This is a genomic window from Paenibacillus massiliensis 2301065 = DSM 16942, from assembly GCF_000377505.1.
Classification (GTDB): Bacteria; Bacillota; Bacilli; order Paenibacillales; family Paenibacillaceae; genus Paenibacillus; species Paenibacillus massiliensis.
Genome location: NZ_KB898196.1, coordinates 14997 through 36220 on the forward strand (window position 1 = coordinate 14997; position 21224 = coordinate 36220).

The window sequence follows — 21224 nt, forward strand, 5'->3', positions numbered from 1 at the left end:
TTTCATCGCTATGCAATTCCAATGCCAAATATGTAAAGTTTTTAGGTCATTAGTACGATATATTAATCATTGATATCTAACAAGTGATGTAGGAGGGACTTCAAAAATGAAATTGAAAAGTAAGTTAATGATATTGTTTTCACTAACCGTAGTCCTTGCTGCCTCACCATTAGCCACAGTAGGTCTATATCAGACGCAAAAACAAAGCCTGCAAAATGTTGACTCTCAGCTTGTAGGCACGATGGCCTCCGCCTCCAAGGAATTGGATGGATGGCTGAGCAGCAACGCCAAAATTGTAGAGACACTAGGATATACCATACAAGAGGCTACTCCGCAGGACAGCTTGAACAAGGATTATTTCAAGCTCATGCATTTGGGAAGCAATCAGGGAACGTTATCCGATTTATACTTTGGCCGTGAGAGCGACGGCTTATTCCTGAATGGAGCCGATTGGACTCCTGACCCCGGCTATGACCCTCGTGAACGCCCATGGTACAAGCAAGCTCAGACACAAGGGGACAACCAGCTGATGTTTACTGACCCTTATCAGGATCAGATGACTGGGGGATACGCCGTGTCGATCGCTATGCCTGTGCATACTCCAGAAGGAGATCCGCTGGGTGTGGTTGCCGGAGACCTCCTATTAACGAGATTGACAGAGACGATGAGCAACGTCAATCTCAATGGATTGGGCTACGCCTTTCTGCTCGATAAAAATGGGAATTTCCTGACGCATCCAGACGAATCATTAGTCAACACCTCTGCTGCAGATTATGAAGAGCTGAAGCCATGGCTCGCAGAGATGCAGGCGAATAGCGCGGGGCAAGCCGAGTACACCTATCAGGGCAAAGACTCACTGCTCTTCTATAATCAAGTACCAAGCACCGGCTGGATTGTAGGGTCCGTAATCTCGACGGATCTTGCCTATAGTGAGTTTTACAAGCTGCGTAACCAGTTCACCTTAATCATTATGGCCACGTTAGTCGTTGTCCTGGGGATTGCTTATATTATTGCAAGAGGCTTCGTGAATCCATTAATCCGTCTGAAGAAGCTGTCGCAGCAAATGTCTGATGGTGACTTTACACAGCGTATTACCATCAAGGGCAAGGATGAAGTGGCCGAGCTTGGTACTGCCTTCAATCTCATGTCCGAGCAGCTCGGTAGCCTGCTCAAGCAAGTATCCGGGTCTGCAGAGCAGGTTCATGATATCTCCTCCGAGCTGAACCAACACACCCAGAGCACCAAGCGTATTGCCGAGCAGATTGCTGTAGCGGCTGATGAACTGGCTATGGGCTCAAGCTCTCAGGCTGAGTCCGTATATGACGGGTCTGCCCGACTGAGCGAGATGAGTGACGCCGTTAGTGGTATTAACCGTAATGTAGAGCATTCGGTAACGATGATGCAGGAAGCGACCAATGCAATGAACGCTGGGCTACAGGCTGTCAATGAGCAGGTCACGATGTCCTCCGACAACCAACGCTCGATTGAGGGAGTAAAAAATTCTCTCTCCCAGCTGGCCGAGCGCTCTCAGCAGATCGAGGTCATTGCAGGTATGATTCATGGCATCTCAACTCAAACCAACCTACTCGCGTTGAATGCATCTATTGAGGCAGCACGTGCAGGGGAATCCGGCAAAGGGTTCGCCGTTGTCGCGGAGGAAGTCCGCAAGCTGGCTGAGCAATCCGCGAATGCCGTCAAAGAGATCATGGTGCTACTGAGTGACGTTCAATCTGCCAGCGAGCAGACGATTCAGGATGTCAATGCAGCTGAATCCACAGCGGAGCGGCAGGTGTCAGGCGTGAATGAGATGCGCTCCTCCTTTGAGCGTATACGCCATTCCATAGAAGGCATGAGTCAGCAGATTGATGCTGTATCCTCGGCCACCAAGGATCTGGATGCGAACGCAGGCCGAATCGCAGATGTGATCTCGGGTGTGGCCTCCATGTCGGAGCAGAGTGCTGCTTCTACTGAAGAGGTCGCATCGTCCACTCAGGAGCAATTCAATTATATTACCAGCATTACAGAACGCTCCAAGGAACTGACTGAGCATGCGGATATGCTGCTACAAGAGGTCAATAAGTTCAAAATTTAATGTTGCTAACTAACTTGTCATAGATTAAGTCATAGTTGTCCTGGTATGTAGTCGATAGCTTAGCGCCAAAAAAGCCCCTGATCTCCAGCGAAAATTCGTTGGCATCAGGGGCTTCTTCTATTATAGTTTCGCGCTGCAATATATTGTATGCATGCTTTCTATCCTATACGATTGAATTCAAACTAATTCGTCTCCCACTTTATGTGGTTACGAGTTCTTTGACTTCATCATATTCATCGTTAATATCCCCGACAATCTCCTCCAGGATATCTTCCAACGTCACCATACCAATCATGACATTGGCTTCATCTGTCACGAGTGCCATATGCACACCCGTCTGCTGCATCTTGATCAATACATTACGGATTGGCAAGGTACTCTTGAACTTGGGAATATGATGAATGAATCGGTCCATGTCGTACTCCCGTCCTGCTGCCACGCTGGTCAGAATCTCCTTCGTGTTCAGAAAGCCGAGAATGGAGTTCCGATCCTGACTACTTGTCACCGGATAGCGGGTATACTCCTGCTGATTGACGACCTTCACCATATCCTCCAGAGACATGGACTGGTCCAGCGTCACCATATCCTTGCGTGGAATCATAATTTCCTTCAGAATCCGTTCGTCAAAGGCAAAGATGTTCTTCAGATAGCCCATCTCCGTCTGATTGATCTCACCCAGCTCATAGCTCTGGTTCACAATCAGCTTGAGCTCTTCTTCGGAGTGCACCGTCTCGTGACCCGCTGGTTTGACTCCGAACAGCTTCAGCAGCACACGCGCAGAGTTGTTCAGTGCGGTAATGAACGGATACATAATTTTGCCGAACCAATATAGAGGTCCTGCAAGAAGAAGTGTCATCTTCTCAGCATATTGAATAGCCAGCGTCTTCGGCGCCAATTCCCCAATCACGACGTGCAAGAACGTAATGATCGACAGGGCAATAGCATAGGACAGCACAGTAGACAGTGCCGCAGGTACATTAAACGCCTCAAACACAGGATGTAGCATCTTCTCCACGGTAGGCTCACCCAACGCCCCCAGCACGAGTGCCGTTATGGTGATACCCAATTGACAGGCAGACAAGGAGTAATCCAGATCATGAGCTACCTTCTTGGCTACAATCGCCCGCTTATTACCCTCTGCAATCAATTGATCCAATCTGGACATCCGGACCTTCAGCACGGCGAATTCCGCACCGACGAAGAACGCCGTCAAACCAATAAATATCGCTACCAGCACCAAATTCAATATTATAATTCCGTCCAATGTATCCCTCCTGTGAGGGACTCACCTCCATAGGTTATGAATAGTTGTTACAATCAATCCATATGCCAATCATTACGTTATGTCATCACTTCGTTAGTCAATCATTCGGAACGTTGCAGAATCACGCTCTTGATCTGATGATTATCCATCTCTGCTACCGTCCAGACATGTTGCTCCTGCTCAATGACGTCTCCAGTGTTGACGTTCATCGACTTTTGATACTGAATCCACCCACCGATGGTCGTAATATCCTCGTTGCGTTCGAACAGAAGACCCAGCTGACGCTCAATATCGTCCAACAGCACACGTCCATTAATGACGTATTGATCATCTGCAGTCTGCTGAATATCAGCTCGCTCATCCGCATCGAATTCATCACGGATCTCACCGACGATTTCCTCCAGCACATCCTCCATGCTCAGAATCCCGGACGTACCGCCATACTCGTCAATGACTACAGCCATATGCACACGATGCTGCTGCATCTTGATCATGGCCTCCTGTACGGGAGTTACCTCGGATACATAAGGCAGATCACGTGCAAATTCCTCAAGACTGTATTCAGTGCCCTCTACCATCTTCGGAAGCATCTTCTTCACGTTTACCACACCGATAATTCGGTCCTTGTCACCAGCTTCGACGACAGGGTAACGGGTGTAATTATATTCATCCAGGATCGGGATAATATCCTCATACGTCATATCCTTATCCAGCGTGATGAGATCTATCCGCGGAACCATGATGTCTCTGGCGACACGCTCATCGAAGGAGAACACATTATCCAGATATGACAGCTTGGTCTTGTTGATCGCTCCACCCTCATAGCTCTGATTCATGATAATACGGAGCTCCTCCTCGGAGTATCCCTCTTCATGACCAGCCGGCTTCACACCGAAGCTACGCAGAATAACACGAGAAGAACCATTTAGCGCCCAGATGAATGGGTACATGATTTTACCGAACCAGTACAGAGGACCTGCAAGCAGCAAAGTCGTCTTCTCGGAGAACTGGATCGCAAGCGTCTTCGGAGCCATCTCTCCGACAACCACGTGCAGGAACGTAACAAGTATAAAGGCAATGGCATAAGAAGCAATGGAAGATGCTGCTCCCGATACGTTCAAGGCACTGAACACGGGGTAGAGCAGACTTTCTACGGCTGGCTTACCCAGTGCACCAAGCCCCAGGGCGGTGACGGTAATACCTAACTGACACGCTGACAGATAGTAGTCCAGATCTCCCGCTACTTTTTTGGCTACAATAGCCTTCTTATTACCTTCTGCAATGATCTGGTCAATCCGGGACATCCTTATTTTGACTACGGCAAATTCAGATGCAACAAAAAATGCGGTTAACAGCAATAAAATAACCAGCAAGACTAAGTTCGTCAGGGTGATTATGTCCAATGATTACCCTCGTAAGAGGGATTCACCTCCAAAATATTTACAGCACGCAGAAGCCCCTTCGCTACAAGCGTTGGCTACTGTCGAGCTATCTATTGTTATATTAGAATGTCAATGTACGTGCCACGGCATACGCTCACCGATACACTTCGGTCCGTAAGACGCGATAATTCATAAAATACTGCTCGGGCCACTCCACAATGAATAGGCCTGACAGCCATTTGTTCCATATGCTCACCTTACTGATGAACACGAGCTCATAAGTAACTTGAATAACTTACGCTTCAACAACTCACGCTTCGCTTCCGTCCGGATATGAAGGCGGAATACGTGAGAAGAGCACAACCAATTACAATCGCCAAACAACGAGTATACAGTGACGCCTTCCCATCTAAAGTCCACCTCCCTTCCCGCGATTTATTTGTTGACAAAGATTATATCACATCTGACCTTGAACCATCCAGTCGCACGTCATGGTTTTGGGGAGATGCACCTTGTAGTCCAACAGTTGTCTGGGTTGAAGCCACGCTGATGCGATGCTGGAACCTCCACAAAATCATTTACCCCCGCAATGCATTTTTATATCGTATTCAAAAAAAAGAGTGCGAAGACCACTTTGGCCCCCACACTCCGCTATAACCAACATTTGCTCTGGAATCCTAGTGTCAGGTAGACGAGTTATGCTGCATTGGATTTTTCCTTTTGCTTACTTCCGGAGAGGAACCAGCCCGCGACTGCGATGATGATCAGAACCGCATAGAAGGTAAGCTTCCAGCCTGTCGACTCAGCAAAATCATGCGGAATCACATGTACCGCGGGGTGAGCCAGCGTGTGAACTCCCAGCTTGACACCGACCCAACCAACAATGAAGAATGCAGCGATCTCAAGTGCTGGACGGCTCTCTAGGAGCTTCACGAAGAACGTAGCTGCAAAACGCATAATGATCAGACCGATGAAGCCACCGAGGAAAATAACGATGAAATGACCGCCGTCCATACCACCGATGTTCGGCAGATTAGTCGTTGGGAGTGCAACAGCCAGCGCAACAGCAGCTAGAATGGAGTCGATGGCGAAGGCAATATCCGCTATCTCTACTTTAAGCACCGTTGTCCAGAAGCCACTCTGCTTCTGTTCCTTTTTCTCACGCTTGGCGGCAGCTTCCTCACCTTTTCTCACAATAAGCTTACGGGCGATATGATTCGCAGCAATGAACAACAGATAGAGCGCCCCCAGTGCCTGTACTTGCCAGACGTCCACCAGGAACGAGATCGCGAACAGGGATGCAAAACGGAAGACAAATGCTCCAGCAAGACCATAGAACAATGCCCTCTTACGCTCTTTCTCCGGTAGATGCTTGACCATAATCGCCAGCACCAGCGCATTGTCCGCGGCGAGCAGACCCTCCAGTGCCACCAGCACCAGCAATACCCAACCATACTCCAACAACAATCCCAAATCCATAATCCATCCTCCTTCGACATCATGTGTCATGTGTATTTAGTTTTGCCCAAAAGAAAAGAGACCTTTGCCTTGAATCGGCAAAGGTCTCGCTAACAATGCTGTCGGTGCAGTGCCAATAGAACCGGAGGCCGTAACCCGGCACTCGTAATGACGACTCTATTGTAAAAGCTACTCCCCTTCTGGAGTGGTCCTTCTTATTCAATTGAACAACCTATATGGAGGTAGTACGGAAGACAAAACAACGTGGTTTCATTTGTTTCATTTTTATTTTTCGCTCATACTATCGGATTGGTTTGGATGCTCCGAATACTATGTAACATGTATACACCATTTTCATGATGGCAAAACACGTCATGTCCTAAATATAAAAAAAGCAGCTCTGACTATTCGTAGTCGAGCTGCTTGTGTGGCAATACATTATGCTGCTTGCGATGTTTGCTTTTCCTTGTCTTTGCCCCCGGAGAGGAACCAGCCCGTCACTGCGATGATGACCAGCACAATGTAGAAGGTCAGCTTCCAGCCTGTCGACTCGGCAAAGTCGTGCGGAATGACACCAATTGCAGGGTGAGCCAGGGTATGAACAGCAAGCTTTACTCCAACCCAGCCGACAATGAAGAATGCGGCCACTTCAAGTGCAGGACGGCTCTCCAGCAGCTTCACGAAGAGGGATGCGGCAAAACGCATAATGACCAGACCAATGAAGCCACCCAGGAAGATGACAATGAAATGTCCACCATCCATGCCGCCGATATGCGGCAGGTTTGTCTTTGGCAAAGCAACAGCCAGGGCTACTGCGGCCAGGATGGAGTCAACAGCGAAGGCAATATCGGCAACCTCTACCTTAAGTACAGTTACCCAGAAGCCGCTCTGCTTCGGCTGCTTGCCCTCTTCCTTGGCAGCAGAGTCCTCGCCCTGCTTCAAAATGAGCTTGCGTACGATATGATTCGCGGCGATGAACAACAGGTAGAGCGCACCAATCGCTTGCACTTGCCATACATCCACCAGGAAAGAGATAACGAACAAGGATAAGAACCGGAAAATAAAAGCCCCAAACAATCCATAGAATAAAGCTTTTTTACGTTCCTTCTCTGGCAAGTGCTTAACCATAATCGCCAGCACGAGCGCGTTATCCGCTGCCAGGAGTCCTTCCAGTGCTACCAGCACCAATAACACCCAACCATACTCTAACAACATTCCTAAATCCATGCCCATCCTCCTTTGATATCAATGCATCTATGACTAAATTTGCCCAAAAGAAAAGAGACCTTTGCCTTGGGTAGGCAAAGGTCTCGCTAACAATGCTGTATCTGCATTGCCAATAAAGCCGGAGGCTCAAAATGAGCACTCGTAATGACGACTTTTACTGTAAAAGCTACTCCCCTTTTAGGGTTGTCTAGCATATATCATTGGTGTGTCTATCCGTCTATGAAGATAGTACGGTAGACATGACACTAAGTTTCATTTACCAGATATTGCGTCCTAGATATGCAAAATATGAACCTTAAAGTTATTATAAGGAAAGTAATAGGCTCTTACAATCTTTTTTTTCTCTTGTCTATCAGGCTAGGTAGCATCTTTGCCAACATACGGTTCAACATGTACATGTACATCGGAGATATCATGCTCGACCTTCAATTGGTTCTCTACATGAGTGGAGATATCATGAGCCTCCGTTAAATCCAGGTCAGCCTTCACATACAAAATAATATCTACATTGGTATTGCTGCCGTAGGATCTGGCTCTGATCGTCTTCACACCCTGTACCCCTGCCACCGTCAACACGGTATCTCTATAGGAATCGATCTTCTCCTCATCGTATCCGTCTGTTAGATGATGAGTTGCATCACGAAAAATATCCCATGCTGTCTTACAAATTAATAAGCCTACGAGAACAGCTGTTAACGGATCCAGCCAAGGCAAGCCAAACTGTGAACCCACAATTCCGAGGACGGTACCGATACTTACCCATGCATCCGAGATATTATCCTTCGCAGCAGCCATAAGTGCCTGACTGCGTATCTTCTCGGCAAGCTTCTTATTGTATCTATAGACGAAATACATAACAACCGCACATATGATTCCGGTATAAGCTGCCACAGGATCAGGGGATTCCTGGCGTCCCGCAAAGATCGAGCCTACTGCTCCGTACAATACCTGCAGACCCACGGCCATCATTATAAAAGATGCTACCAGAGATGCAACTCCCTCTGCCTTCCAGTGACCATATGTATGATCTCGATCCGCAGGACGCTGAGATAGTCTCAGTCCAATCAATACTGCTATAGATGCAATGATATCGGTCGCGTTATTCAAGCCATCTGCCTTCAATGCTTCTGAATCTGCAGCATAGCCAATGAAGAGCTTGAAAAAAGACAGGATAATATAAGCGACGATGCTTATAATCGCCCCTTTTTCGCCCATCCTCAGATTATCGTATTTCAACTGTTCCAACTCGTTAATCCTCCCCAGCCAATAACTTGAACATGACACCTATGTTATCAAGCGAGAATCGTGTGGGTCTAGAGAAACGTTTTGTCTACGAGCCTACTATATTTCGGGTGCCAAAAATAATGACATAGGGTAAATACTTTTTACTTCATTCAACATTTGCGTCTACGTGCAACTGAAGGGACAAAAACTCAAGCTTATAAGATCATCCGAAGGCAGAGTAGAAGCTTTTCGTTGTTTTAATGATACCAACCTTTATTGTAACTTATTTAGTTACATTTTTATGTTGACATCATGAATAATTGTAACTATTATAGTTACATAAAGTGTCGAACTAACATTTTTGATAAGAAAGGAAGAATTTCTAGTATGTTAAGTAGCAAAAAAACCTTAGGAATGATTGTAATTGCTTGTTTGATCCTAGTACTGAGTGCGTGTTCCGGAGGATCAGCTGCACCGAATGCCTCAAGTGAAAATACAGCCAGTACAGGCACAGTAGCTGGGAGCACTGCCAGTGAAGGAACTCAAGCCCCCCAAGCGACAGAGCTTAAGATTACTACCTATAATCCGGGAGATCAGGGCATCTTTGCTGTTACCTCTAGCCTCATTGAGGGCCCGAGTGAAGTATTGCTCGTCGATGCACAGTTTCAGAAAAATGATGCCGAGGCTCTGGTCAAGCTGATCCGCGATACGGGTAAGAAGCTGACAACGGTGTACATCAGTCACCAAGACCCTGATTACTATTTTGGCTTATCAACTATTCGCGAAGCCTTCCCGGACGTAAGCATTGTTGCGACCCCAGCTACCGTAGAGGGAATCAACCGCACGATTCAAATCAAAAATGATTACTGGAACCCGATTCTGAAAGATAATGCCCCCACTGCTCAGATTGTTCCCGAGGCGCTTGAGGGGGATACTCTGACTGTCGATGGTGAACAGATTCAGATTATTGGCCTGGATGGATCCGACCCATCCCACACCGTTCTTTGGGTTCCATCGACAAAGACCATTTTAGGTGGTGTGCCCATTTATGAGAATCAACATGTATGGATGGCTGATAACCAAACCAAAGAGAGCCGCGATCACTGGCGAGAGCTGTTGGACCGCATCACTGCTTTGAACCCCGAACGTGTAATTCCTGGTCACTATCTGGGCAAGAGCACGGAGGATATATCAGCTGTAGCCTTCACCCAAGATTATATGGCTAAGTTTGAAGCTGCGACGGAGCAGGCCAAGAACTCAGCAGAACTGATTGCCACGATGCAGAAGGAATACCCTGATTTCACAAACACAGGTGATCTGGAGCTGAGCGCACAGGTATACAAAGGCGAGATTTCCTGGCCTTAAGAGTAATGAAATAACCCAAAGACTCCTACCCGTAGAATTAAATTCTCACGGATAGGAGTCTTTGGGTTGCATGAGTTTAACTTCGATACAGCCCCTTCATACCCTCCATCACACATGTTCAGCTTACAACGGATTATTATGCAAAGGCTTGTCTCCTTGGTGAACTCGATGACGCTGATGAATCAACCGCTCCTTCATTACACCTGGAGTACAACCATAAGCCTTTCGGAACACACGAATGAAATAGTTGGTCTCCATCCCGAGATGCAAGGCTATATCCTGAACCGGCAGCTCCGGGTCCTCAGTAATCATCTGAACAGCCCGCTGCAGCCTCAGATTCTGCAAATACTGATGTGGAGATGTGCCGTATTCCTGCTGAAACAGGCGTTGAAAATGCTGAACGGAATAGCCGACCGCAGCCGCCAAATTATGCACCAGCAACGGTTCTGTAAAATGCTCGTTGATCAGCTGAATTGCCTTCTGCATCGCTTCATTGCGTACCGCGTGCCCCGTAGGGCGCCCAATGGATTGCTCGCCCTCCGAGGCGGATTTCACGAACAGCAGCAGTCGATAGAGCTGTACCGACAGCTCCTGAGCTAACTGATTCCCATGTTGATCAGCTGCCTGATTATTGACCATGCGCCATATGTCCTCGATGATTCCCCAACAGGATTCAAACGCTCCGGGGTCCAATCGACGGACCTCTGATGGTAACAAATTCAATGTTTGAAGTATTTCCAAAGCTTGACTACCTCCGACCCCAACGAAGCCCATGTGCCATCGCTCGTGAGATAACGGAAAATATTCATGACCGCGTTCAGATGGAAAAAAATAAGCCATTCCTGGCTCTAATATGGTCTCCGAGCCGCTTTTCATATCCCGAAACAACCCTTGGCCACTACGGACCATGAATAGCTGCGCCACCGGGAACCCGGTAGGCCGCACATGATGGTATTGATTGTGCCGGCCGACTGAATAAGGATATAACGGAAATGCCATCGAATCACGTGGCATTTCAATTAAGGAGAAAGGAAGCACACAATCACCTCATGTTCATTTTGTCCTACCGATTCGAGTCATTAATCCTAACGATATTTATGGCGTATCTTTTAGTATATTAAGCGTATAACAATACCAGTGCAAGATTCGAATCAAAAAGGTGTATCAGAGAATAATCTCATCCTTACAACAATCCCCAACCGAAAGGACATACTTATTATGACACTCAAACATCCCGCAATTAGCAGCAAAGCGCCACACATGCTGCACGGTGCCGACTATAATCCGGAACAATGGTTGAAATACCCCGAGGTGCTCGAAGAAGATATCCGTTTAATGAAGCTGGCTGGCTGCAACGTCATGTCTGTAGGCATATTCTCTTGGGTATCCCTGGAGCCAGAGGAAGGCGTGTTCCAATTTGAGTGGCTGGATGAATTGCTGGAACGCTTCACAGCTAACGGCATTTATGCATTTCTGGCAACCCCAAGTGGTGCACGTCCAGCATGGATGTCCCAGAAATACCCCGAGGTGCTGCGGGTCGAGCGTAACCGTGTACGCAACCTGCACGGCTTCCGCCATAATCACTGCTACACCTCGCCAGTATACCGCGAGAAGACTAAGATTATTAATACTAAGCTGGCTGAGCGCTATGCCGACCACCCTGCCGTGATCGGCTGGCATATCTCGAATGAATTTGGCGGCGAATGCCACTGCGATCTATGTCAGGCGGAATTCAGAGTATGGCTGAAGAAGAGATATGACAACAATCTTGATACAGTCAATCATGCCTGGTGGGCCACTTTCTGGAGCCACACGTTCACTTCTTGGGAGCAGATCGAGTCCCCAGCACCACATGGTGAAACTCAGGTACACGGACTGAATCTGGATTGGCGGCGTTTTGTAAGCGATCAGACGATCAGCTTCTGCCAGCATGAGATGGACACGGTCCGTAGCTTCAACCCGGAGTTACCAATAACGACTAATATGCACAATATCGATGGAATCGACTACCGTGAGATGGCCAAAATTCTGGACGTTGTCTCATGGGATGCATATCCAAGCTGGCACTTTACGGACGACGGTGACGATGTTCATCTAGCGGCGTGGACTGGCTTCCATCACGACATGTTCCGTAGCTTTAAGAACAAGCCATTCCTGCTGATGGAAAGTACACCCTCCCTGACGAATTGGCAATCCGTTAGCAAGATGAAGCGTCCAGGTATGCATAAGCTATCCTCATTGCAAGCGATTGCCCACGGCTCGGATTCAGTGCAGTACTTCCAATGGCGAAAGAGTCGCGGCTCCAGCGAGAAATTCCACGGTGCAGTTGTCGACCATGCTGGTCATGAGCATACACGTGTATTTAGCGATGTCGCTGAAGTAGGCAAGGTGCTTGCTGGACTGAATGAGGTCGTGGGTACCTCCACTCCGGCCGAGGTTGCTATCCTGTTCGACTGGGACAACCGTTGGGCGGTTAAGGATGCTCAGGGTATCCGCAACTCCGGGCTGAAATACGAGGAGACCGTTATACAGCATTACCGCGGCTTGTGGGAACTAGGTATTCCTGTTGATGTTATCGGCTCTAGCGATGAGCTGGCCTCTTACAAGCTCGTTATCGCACCTATGCTCTATCTGATTAGCGAAGAGAACGGGCGTAATATAGAACAGTATGTTGAGAACGGTGGCACATTCCTCGCCACCTATTGGTCAGGCGTCGTCAATGAGACCGATCTGTGCCATCTCGGCGGATTCCCCGGACCACTGCGCCGTACACTCGGCATCTGGGCTGAGGAAACGGAAGGACTGCATAGCCGTGATATGAATGGCCTCATCTTCGAAGCAGGTAATGAGCTGAACCTGACTGGTGATTATGACGCTCATGAGATTGCCGAGCTGATTCATCTGGAGGGAGCCAAGACTCTGGGCACCTATCGGAACGATTTCTACGCGGGACGTCCTGCACTGACCGTGAACCGCTTGGGCGAAGGTAGAGCATATCATCTGGCAACTCGGGTAAAGGAGCAGGCCTTCTACATGGAACTGTACAGAGCCATTACAAGGGACATCGGCATCCAGCCAGTGCTTGACTGTGAGCTACCGGTGGGCATCACTGCCCAAGTGCGTACAGATGGTGAACAGGAATATGTATTTGTACAGAACTTCAGTGGTCATGCTCAGGCAATCGAACTGGACGGACGCAGCTACCTCAACATGGAGACAGGCGAGCCAGCGGCATCTACTCTTGAATTGCCAGTCAACGGCTTAGCTATATTGAAACGCAGTGCCTTACCCTATTAATTGATCTGGAATTTGAAATATAGGAGTGCAACTACATGAGTAACAAAGAAAAAATGCACAATGGAAGCCTATATCTACCTAACGACGAACAAATCGTCCAAGAACAAACGCTCTGTCTAGAACGACTTTATGATTTCAACATGACGAGACCGTTGGAATATGAGAAGCGGGCTGCCTTACTCAAAGAAATGTTCGCTGAGTTCGGAGAAGGATGCTATATTGAACCACCACTGCATTCAAATTGGGGTGGCAGGCATGTCCATTTCGGCAAAAAAATATATGCCAACTTCAATCTGACCCTCGTGGATGATACACATATCTATGTGGGCGATTACACCATGTTGGGTCCAAATGTAACGATCGCCACAGCAGGGCATCCTATTCTACCTGAACTGCGTGAACAAGCGTATCAATACAACGCCGTGGTAACCATCGGCAAAAACTGTTGGATAGGCGCTGGTGCCGTCATACTGCCCGGGATTACGATTGGCGATAATACCGTGATTGGAGCCGGAAGTATTGTAACTAAAGACATTCCAGCAAATGTGGTAGCTGTGGGTAACCCATGCAAGGTGCTCCGTGAAATTAACGAGCATGATAAGAAGTATTATTTTAAGAAGCTTGAGATTGGCGATGAGTTGAACACATAAGTATAAATAGCATGCACCACTAAATGGTAATACCTCTTGGTATGGTCCCTTTTTCCTTTGTTGAATGGAGGGATCATACCCCTTTGTTTTTCATTCCCTTCTATGAGTCAGATAAACACAAAAAAACACCGATAAGTTGACTTAACGGTGTTCTCTTGGAGACTAATCGTTATTTGAAATCATCTAATTCTTTCATGAATTTGGCGGGAACCCCTCCCACAACGCAGTTATCAGGAATGTCCTTGGTCACAACTGCCCCGGCTGCAATAATGACATTGCTTCCTATGTTAACTCCAGGAAGGATTACACAATTCGCCCCGATCCATACGTCATTCCCTATTCTCACAGGTTTAACTATCGACAGCTTTTCTCTCCTGCCTTGGGCAGTCATCGGATGATTAACTGTGGAAATTGTACTGTTGGGTCCAATCATGCAATAATCGCCAATAATAACCTCTCCGACGTCGAGAATTGTAAAGTTATAGTTGGTTAAAAAATCTTCCCCAACATGAATATTCTTACCTACATCGCAATGGAATGGTGGCTGCATGTATACATTATTTTTGCAGGAACCAAATAAATCCTTAATGAGCTTCTTCTGTTCTTCTAGATTTGAAGTGTCGATCTCATTGAATTGTTTACATAGGCGAGTCGCATTCTCTTTCATGGCAGCAACCTCAGGGTCAAGAAAACAAAATGGTTCGCCTGCAAGAAGCTTTTGCATTTCCGTCTTCATGTAGAGTCTCCTTATTACAAATTTAATGCTCATATTAAGTGTTAGATATAGCTCTAAGTCAACAGAAAAATGATTTTTCTTGCATAGGCTTTGACTTAGAGATAACTCTAAGCGATACAATAATAATATTAGAAAGAACTAGGGGGAGTATTCATGGGATATACAATCGGTGAGGTTGCTAATATAACTGGAATATCTGCATTTACTTTGCGTTTTTACGACAAGGAAGGCTTAATGCCTTTTGTAGATAGGAATCCATCAGGAGTTCGTGTATTCAAAAGAAGTGATTTTGAATGGCTCGCCGTCATAACCTGCCTGAAGAAAAGCGGCATGCCGGTGAAGAAAATAAAGCAGTTTGTGGATTGGAGCATGGAAGGAGACACTACATTAGACCGGCGGCTAGAGGTATTTGAAGAACACAAAAGATCGGTGACTAATAAGATCGCCGAGCTTAATAAGCACATGGAGAAGATTGATTATAAAATTTCGTATTATCAGACAGCCATAGAGGCCGGTACCGAAGCGATCCACGCTCAACAAACTTGTGTTCTGTCAGAAGAATTTTTCAAAGCCTAACGGAACCGACACCCCATAATCACCACTGTAGCTAGCAACAGCAAAGAAGCCTTCCTAGCTGCCAATTTAATAGCCGGGAAGGCTTCTTTCCATGGTTATAGAAGCTGAGGACTCTATCTCAATAAGCAATGCCTACACGTGACTTAATATACTTGCTATCCTCTAATTGCTTGTAAGCGAACTCCGCTGTATCCGTAACAGATATCTCCGCTCCACCTTCAGGCAGAACATCACGCTCTACACGATACTTCCCGAGCCTTTCTCCATCAGGCAAGTACGTTGGACATACAATAGTCCATTCCAGAGACGAGTTCTTTAGCAAGCTATACACTTGATGATGCTCAATGGCTGCCCGGTTCGACTTCCGCTTGGATTCGCTGGATTGATACCGCAGTAGATGGGGAGAGATTCTGCTTTGTAAGATACCGGCGGTTCCAATGGTTATAATACGCTGAATATTCTCATTATACATGGCCTCAATAATCAGGGGCATGCTTGCTGATAACGTTGTAGTACCATCTGTATTTAGTGCGCTAATGACTACATCCATCCCATGCATTGCATGTGTAATATCATCTCCATGCAGGACATTCCCTTGAACAATAGTTAAATGTTCACGATCCATGTGAATTTTGTCTGGGGACCGAGCTAATACAGTCACATGGTGGCCATCATCAAGAGCATGCTGCAAGATATGGGCCCCGACTCGTCCAGTTGCACCAAATATCAAAATATTCATGAGAGAGACCCTCCTCCTATACATCGCATAAATCTATTCATAGAGTAACATTCAGCCTCATCCACCTTCAATCGAGCATACAATAATGATAAGCCATTGACGCAATGCTTGGATAAGAATATGCCCTATTGTAACGTTTCCATCATAGTATAGCTATTATTGAAAATCAGCAACGATCAGCATATCTACCCAGCGCGCCCGACGCAGCATGAAATGGACAACCGTCTCCCTCATTAGTGAATACCATAACGGTCTACGGGATTGACCAATGATTAATTGAGTGGCATGCACTTCCTTCATGCATTGAAGCAACGCTTCTCCAACATTCTTATGGCTTCCAAGCCCGGTCACTTCCATGTTGCCTCCCAGGCGATTGCTTAGTTGGCGAAGTGCATCCAGCCGTTTATTGTCGGCATCTGAAATGACATCCGTGTTATGCACATAATGGACATGCCATGGTGCCTTGAGTCGATGAGCCATTCGAAACCCGCGGCGAATTAATCGCTCAGCCCGCGAGCTGGTATCCACGCATACGAATATGACCTCTTGTCGATGTCTTGGTCCACGAACGGAAGAGTTGCGCTCCCACGCTTCCAAACGTTCATCCACATCGTCGGCAATTTCGCGCAAGGCCAACTCACGCAAAGCAATCAGGTTACCTATTTTAAAAAACGAACCTAAGGCCTGGTCCACCTTTTCAGAGGCATATATTTTCCCCTCTCGCATACGCTGTTGCAGCATTTGAGGCGTAACATCTATAAGCTCAACCTCATCTGCCATTTTCAGAATGGCATCAGGCACGGTCTCCCTTACACGAACACCGGTCAACTGCTCCACTGCATCATTAAGGCTTTCCAGATGCTGCACGTTAATGGTCGAGATGACAGAAATGCCGCTTTCCAATATGCGAATAACATCCTCATATCTTTTCTTGTTCCTACTTCCAGGGATGTTCGTATGCGCAAGCTCATCAACAAGCACCACCTCGGGATGACGTGCAATAATGGCATCAGTGTCCATTTCCTCAAGATGAGCCGACTGGTAGAAGGCGTGCATTCGAGGGATAAGCGATAAATTTCCCGTCTGCTCCTGTGTCTCCTTCCTGCCATGCGTCTCCAACAACCCTATGACGACATCGATCCCTTTGCGAAGCAGACTATTACCTTCCTGCAGCATTTTATATGTTTTACCGACACCAGGTGCAGCACCGATATACACTTTAAATGTACCTCGGCGGATGGTTTCTATTTTCTTTTCTATTTCCACAGGACTTAATCTTCGGAATGGCTCTGCGCTACCTCCTGAGTGCGGCTTGATTGGCAGAATGCGTTCTCCTTCATGCTCTGCGCGATCTGCCATCAAGAAGACGTCCACATTCCTCATTGTCCTAAGCACTCTACCCGCAATGGAGCCTTGCCAGCGTTCCTGCCAGCGACTTTTTTGAGAATGTCCCATCACAATACGTGTAACGTTATTTTGGATGGCATAGCGTACAAGCATCGTTGGAAGCTTGCGCACATGGAGTAAGGGAAGCTCTTCGAATCTGGCATCTACCTTCTCCGCTAATTTCTGGATCGAACGCTTGAACATTTGCTGATCCTTCGACAGCTTCTGATTGGGCAGTAGGAACGTAACCACCATCATGTCACCATTCAATCTTTTGGCGATTTGTTGTCCTCTGCGCACATAGAGTGAACCGTTCCAGTGGTACTGAACCGACACCAAAATCCGCTCTGTTGCTCCCGATGCACCAACTAGTCCGAGCTCTTCACGGTGTTTCTCAAGCGAATCGTTAACCCCCTCTGCCATCAGGCGCAGCGAGATTTCCCTCAGCACACCAAGATTTCCACGCCGGGCCAGCGCAGGATGCGTGTGATCTCCAAGGATTCCTTCGTCAATCCGCTTCAGCATCGTCTCCGGAGAGACATCAATGAGCCGTACTTCGTCAGCCAGCTCAAGCGTATCGGTAGGAACCGTTTCTTCTGCACGAATCCCCATCCGCTTAAAGACAATCTCGTCCACCCCCTCCAGCTCGTAGACATTGATCGTCGTAATGACGCTGATGCCTTGCTCCATCAGATATCGAATATCCTCCAGTCGTGTCTTGAACTTCGCCCCACTTCGATTGCGATGAGCAAGCCCGTCAACCAGGAGCACCTCAGGATTACGCATCACAAGTTCATCCAGCGGTAAATCCTTGTATTCCTTGCCATCGCTCCACCAATGAATACTCGGTACACGCCCCAACTCCAACGCTTGTTGAACCGTTTCAGAGCGCTGCATAGTCGAAATGGCACACATGACCACGTCAATTCCCTGCTGCTTCAAGGACCTGCCTTCATGCAGCATATGATACGTTTTTCCCGAGCCACTAACTGCACCGATAATAATTTTAAGACGCCCCTTGTGCAGTTGCGCTATCGAGCTTAAGATCTCCTCTGGTGATTTCCTCTTAAATTCGGTCACTCGCTACTCACCTCCTGAGATGCAGACCAAGGTTGACGCACCTGTTTCTCTTCTTATGTTACTTTTCCAGCCTCTCTTTCAAAGCCAGATTAAGCTTCAGTACATGTACTCTCGGGTCACCGAATACTCCCAAATCACGACTTTCTGTATACTGATCCACTAGCGCTTGCAACTCAGAAATAGAAATGCCCGTCAGCTTGCTGATTCGTGGCACCTGCACCTGTGCAGACTCAGGAGTAACGTGCGGGTCAAGACCCGAACCTGAATTGGTAATGAGAGCAATCGGTAGTTGATCGATGGGTACGTCAGGGTTATCCTGACGCCATTGGTCGATGGACGCTTGCGTGCGTGCCAGCATTTCTGGATTAGAAGGAGCGTAGTTGTTAGAACCGGATGCCTCTGCGGTGTAATCAATGCTGGACACACGACCCTGAAAATAGCTCGGGTCTGTAAACGATTGTCCAATCAATGCGGACCCAACAACGTTACCGTCATTATCCCGTAATAAACTCCCATTCGCCTGCTGCGGAAACATGAGCTGTGCGAGGCCAGTGCTGACAAGTGGGTACACAATACCGCAAAGGACGATGAACAATATACTGACGCGCAATGCGGTCCAGAATACCGTTCCTTTGGAAGGCTCCTCCTGCTTCGGTTGCATCATTGTACTCATAGCTACTTCCTTCTTTCTATGGTAAGAATGGCTCAAATCCAGATATGAACGAGCAGATCAATCATTTTGATGCCGATGAACGGCGCAATTACCCCTCCCAGGCCATAGACGAGCAAATTACGAGTAAGCAGTCTCGAAGCACTCATCGGTCGGTAGGCAATCCCCTTCATTGCTAGTGGAATCAGCAGTGGGATGATAACCGCATTGAAGATTAATGCCGATAGAATCGCCGATAGCGGCGAGCCAAGCTTCATAATGTTCAAGGCCTCCATTTCTGGAATAGCAATCATGAACATCGCTGGAATGATCGCAAAATATTTGGCAATGTCGTTAGCGATACTGAACGTGGTCAGGGCACCACGTGTCATCAGCAATTGCTTGCCGATCGCGACCACCTCGATAATTTTTGAGGGGTCTGAATCCAGATCGACCATATTGGCCGCTTCCTTTGCTGCCGTGGTACCGCTGTTCATCGCGAGCCCGACATCGGCCTGCGCCAATGCAGGTGCGTCGTTCGTACCATCCCCCGTCATCGCAACCAGCTTGCCTTCGGCTTGCTCACGGCGAATCACGGCGATTTTATCCTCGGGCTTACTTTCCGCAATAAAGTCGTCTACCCCAGCTTCCCTGGCGATCGTAGCTGCCGTCAACGGATTATCCCCGGTGCACATAATCGTTTTAATCCCCATTGCACGCAATTGATCGAATCGTTCACGCATGCCAGGCTTCACGGTATCCTTCAAGTAGATAACGCCAAAGACTTGTTGATCGACGGCTACAGCCAATGGTGTTCCACCCTCTGTCGCGACTCGATTAGCCTGGGCGTCCAACTCCTCTGGTATCACTCCACCTTGTGCAATGACCCATTGGCGTATAGCATCAACTGCTCCTTTGCGGACCTGCCGCCCATCCTTCAGGTCAACGCCACTCATCCGCGTCTCGGCTTTGAATTCAACAAAGCTGCCAGCGTCTCCAAGCGTCGAGTCAAACGTTTTTTCGTTTTTCCTCATCCATTCCAGCACCGAGCGACCTTCAGGTGTTTCGTCCTGAACGGAGGATACTGCCGCCCAAGCGGCCGCTTCATTGATGTGGACCCCACCAACTGGAATGATCTCACTGGCCATTCGATTCCCGTAAGTAATCGTTCCGGTCTTATCCAAAATCATGGTGTTGATATCACCGGCAGCCTCCACTGCTTTGCCAGACATGGCCAGCACATTGAACTGGGTTACCCGATCCATCCCGGCAATACCAATGGCTGAGAGTAGACCTCCGATCGTCGTCGGGATTAAGCAGACCAGCAATGCAATGAGCACGGGGATCTCCAGATTTACATGTACATAAGAAGCAATAGGGCCAAGCGTGACAACAACAATCAGGAATATAAGCGTCAGACTGATCAGCAACGTATTGAGTGCGATCTCGTTTGGCGTTTTTTGGCGTTTTGCACCTTCAACAAGCGCAATCATGCGATCAATGAACGTCTCTCCAGGATCGCTTGTTATTCTTACTTTAATTTGGTCACTAATGACGCGTGTTCCGCCCGTTACCGAATTGAAGTCGCCCCCTGCTTCCTTAATCACGGGCGCGGATTCCCCAGTAATCGCCGATTCGTCAACAGAGGCCAGACCCTCCATGACTTCACCATCGCCAGGAATCATTTCGCCTTGGGATACGACGACGATGTCCCCTTTTCGCAAATCGGTTGATGGAATGGTTTTAACGCTACCCCCAACTACTTTATTCGCAGTGATTTCCTTCTTCGTCTGCTTTAACGTATCCGCCTGCGCCTTCCCTCTGCCCTCTGCCAGCGCCTCGGCAAAATTGGCGAATAACACGGTAAACAATAGAATGATGAACACAGTAAGATTGAATCCGATCCGATCCTCTGCATGGAACGTGCCAGGAAGCAACGTCATCAATAACACGATGACCGTACCCAATTCCACGACGAACATGACGGGATTCTTCATCATGACAGCCGGATTCAGCTTGAACACACTTGCCTTCAAGGCCTGCATAATCAGCGGGCCAGAGAATAGGCTTATTTTACGTTTTTCGTTCATGGCAATTTC

16 protein-coding genes are annotated in these 21224 nt (G+C 47.7%); 5 read left to right on the forward strand and 11 right to left on the reverse strand.

All coding sequences use genetic code 11. The annotated features are described in order from the left end of the window. Positions 1–106: 106 nt before the first annotated feature. Complete coding sequence (locus tag D328_RS0121190) at positions 107–2092, forward strand: methyl-accepting chemotaxis protein (protein ID WP_018887049.1); 1986 nt, start codon at positions 107–109, stop codon at positions 2090–2092. A gap of 199 nt (positions 2093–2291) precedes the next feature. Here the strand turns inward: D328_RS0121190 and D328_RS0121195 are convergent, their stop codons facing one another. The 5 genes from D328_RS0121195 to D328_RS0121215 all read right to left on the reverse strand — a co-directional run bounded on the left by D328_RS0121195 (position 2292) and on the right by D328_RS0121215 (position 8668). Beyond that, positions 2292–3356, reverse strand: coding sequence for a hemolysin family protein (locus tag D328_RS0121195; RefSeq protein WP_018887050.1), 1065 nt, complete (start codon positions 3354–3356; stop codon positions 2292–2294). A gap of 101 nt (positions 3357–3457) precedes the next feature. Continuing rightward, complete coding sequence (locus D328_RS0121200) at positions 3458–4759, reverse strand: hemolysin family protein (protein WP_018887051.1); 1302 nt, start codon at positions 4757–4759, stop codon at positions 3458–3460. A gap of 675 nt (positions 4760–5434) precedes the next feature. Then, positions 5435–6217, reverse strand: coding sequence for a TerC family protein (locus D328_RS0121205; RefSeq protein WP_018887052.1), 783 nt, complete (start codon positions 6215–6217; stop codon positions 5435–5437). 417 nt (positions 6218–6634) lie between these two features. Continuing rightward, the gene (locus tag D328_RS0121210) at positions 6635–7423 is read right to left on the reverse strand and encodes a TerC family protein (RefSeq protein ID WP_018887053.1); all 789 of its coding nucleotides are present in this window, start codon (positions 7421–7423) and stop codon (positions 6635–6637) included. A 357-nt stretch (positions 7424–7780) separates the two neighbouring features. Then, a complete protein-coding gene (locus D328_RS0121215) occupies positions 7781–8668 on the reverse strand; it encodes a cation diffusion facilitator family transporter (protein WP_018887054.1) in 888 nt (295 codons plus the stop codon). A gap of 366 nt (positions 8669–9034) precedes the next feature. On the opposite strand from D328_RS0121215, the gene D328_RS0121220 reads away from it, so the two are divergent. After that, positions 9035–10012 (forward strand): MBL fold metallo-hydrolase, encoded by a 978-nt coding sequence (locus D328_RS0121220; RefSeq protein WP_018887055.1) that lies wholly within the window; start codon positions 9035–9037, stop codon positions 10010–10012. Between the two features lie 123 nt (positions 10013–10135). Here D328_RS0121220 and D328_RS0121225 read toward each other — a convergent pair whose 3' ends face one another. After that, positions 10136–11050, reverse strand: a complete 915-nt coding sequence (locus D328_RS0121225; RefSeq protein WP_018887056.1) for a helix-turn-helix domain-containing protein — start codon at positions 11048–11050, stop codon at positions 10136–10138. Positions 11051–11230: 180 nt separating this feature from the next. Between D328_RS0121225 and D328_RS0121230 the strand changes: the two genes are divergently transcribed. Then, positions 11231–13309, forward strand: a complete 2079-nt coding sequence (locus D328_RS0121230; protein WP_018887057.1) for a beta-galactosidase — start codon at positions 11231–11233, stop codon at positions 13307–13309. Between the two features lie 35 nt (positions 13310–13344). After that, positions 13345–13959, forward strand: a complete 615-nt coding sequence (locus D328_RS0121235) for a sugar O-acetyltransferase (protein WP_018887058.1) — start codon at positions 13345–13347, stop codon at positions 13957–13959. A 169-nt stretch (positions 13960–14128) separates the two neighbouring features. On the opposite strand, the gene D328_RS0121240 is transcribed toward D328_RS0121235, so the two are convergent. Continuing rightward, the gene (locus D328_RS0121240; protein WP_018887059.1) at positions 14129–14695 is read right to left on the reverse strand and encodes a sugar O-acetyltransferase; all 567 of its coding nucleotides are present in this window, start codon (positions 14693–14695) and stop codon (positions 14129–14131) included. A 153-nt stretch (positions 14696–14848) separates the two neighbouring features. Between D328_RS0121240 and D328_RS0121245 the strand changes: the two genes are divergently transcribed. Continuing rightward, positions 14849–15271, forward strand: a complete 423-nt coding sequence (locus tag D328_RS0121245) for a MerR family transcriptional regulator (RefSeq protein WP_018887060.1) — start codon at positions 14849–14851, stop codon at positions 15269–15271. 118 nt (positions 15272–15389) lie between these two features. On the opposite strand, the gene D328_RS0121250 is transcribed toward D328_RS0121245, so the two are convergent. The 4 genes from D328_RS0121250 to kdpB all read right to left on the reverse strand — a co-directional run bounded on the left by D328_RS0121250 (position 15390) and on the right by kdpB (position 21215). After that, on the reverse strand, positions 15390–16010 hold the full coding sequence (locus D328_RS0121250; RefSeq protein WP_018887061.1) for an NAD(P)-dependent oxidoreductase: 621 nt from the start codon (positions 16008–16010) through the stop codon (positions 15390–15392). Between the two features lie 156 nt (positions 16011–16166). Beyond that, a complete protein-coding gene (locus D328_RS0121255; protein WP_018887062.1) occupies positions 16167–18476 on the reverse strand; it encodes a universal stress protein in 2310 nt (769 codons plus the stop codon). A gap of 58 nt (positions 18477–18534) precedes the next feature. Then, complete coding sequence (kdpC, locus tag D328_RS0121260; RefSeq protein WP_018887063.1) at positions 18535–19149, reverse strand: potassium-transporting ATPase subunit KdpC; 615 nt, start codon at positions 19147–19149, stop codon at positions 18535–18537. Positions 19150–19181: 32 nt separating this feature from the next. Further along, positions 19182–21215, reverse strand: a complete 2034-nt coding sequence (gene kdpB, locus D328_RS0121265) for a potassium-transporting ATPase subunit KdpB (protein WP_018887064.1) — start codon at positions 21213–21215, stop codon at positions 19182–19184. Between the last annotated feature and the right edge of the window lie 9 nt (positions 21216–21224).

Coding starts and splice junctions, on each gene's coding strand:
- kdpC (WP_018887063.1), bottom strand. CDS start 19,149: ATGAGTACAATGATGCAACCGAAGCAGGAGGAGCCTTCCAAAGGAACG.
- kdpB (WP_018887064.1), bottom strand. CDS start 21,215: ATGAACGAAAAACGTAAAATAAGCCTATTCTCTGGCCCGCTGATTATG.
- D328_RS0121240 (WP_018887059.1), bottom strand. CDS start 14,695: ATGAAGACGGAAATGCAAAAGCTTCTTGCAGGCGAACCATTTTGTTTT.
- D328_RS0121190 (WP_018887049.1), top strand. CDS start 107: ATGAAATTGAAAAGTAAGTTAATGATATTGTTTTCACTAACCGTAGTC.
- D328_RS0121245 (WP_018887060.1), top strand. CDS start 14,849: ATGGGATATACAATCGGTGAGGTTGCTAATATAACTGGAATATCTGCA.
- D328_RS0121235 (WP_018887058.1), top strand. CDS start 13,345: ATGAGTAACAAAGAAAAAATGCACAATGGAAGCCTATATCTACCTAAC.
- D328_RS0121205 (WP_018887052.1), bottom strand. CDS start 6,217: ATGGATTTGGGATTGTTGTTGGAGTATGGTTGGGTATTGCTGGTGCTG.
- D328_RS0121250 (WP_018887061.1), bottom strand. CDS start 16,010: ATGAATATTTTGATATTTGGTGCAACTGGACGAGTCGGGGCCCATATC.
- D328_RS0121220 (WP_018887055.1), top strand. CDS start 9,035: ATGTTAAGTAGCAAAAAAACCTTAGGAATGATTGTAATTGCTTGTTTG.
- D328_RS0121230 (WP_018887057.1), top strand. CDS start 11,231: ATGACACTCAAACATCCCGCAATTAGCAGCAAAGCGCCACACATGCTG.
- D328_RS0121210 (WP_018887053.1), bottom strand. CDS start 7,423: ATGGATTTAGGAATGTTGTTAGAGTATGGTTGGGTGTTATTGGTGCTG.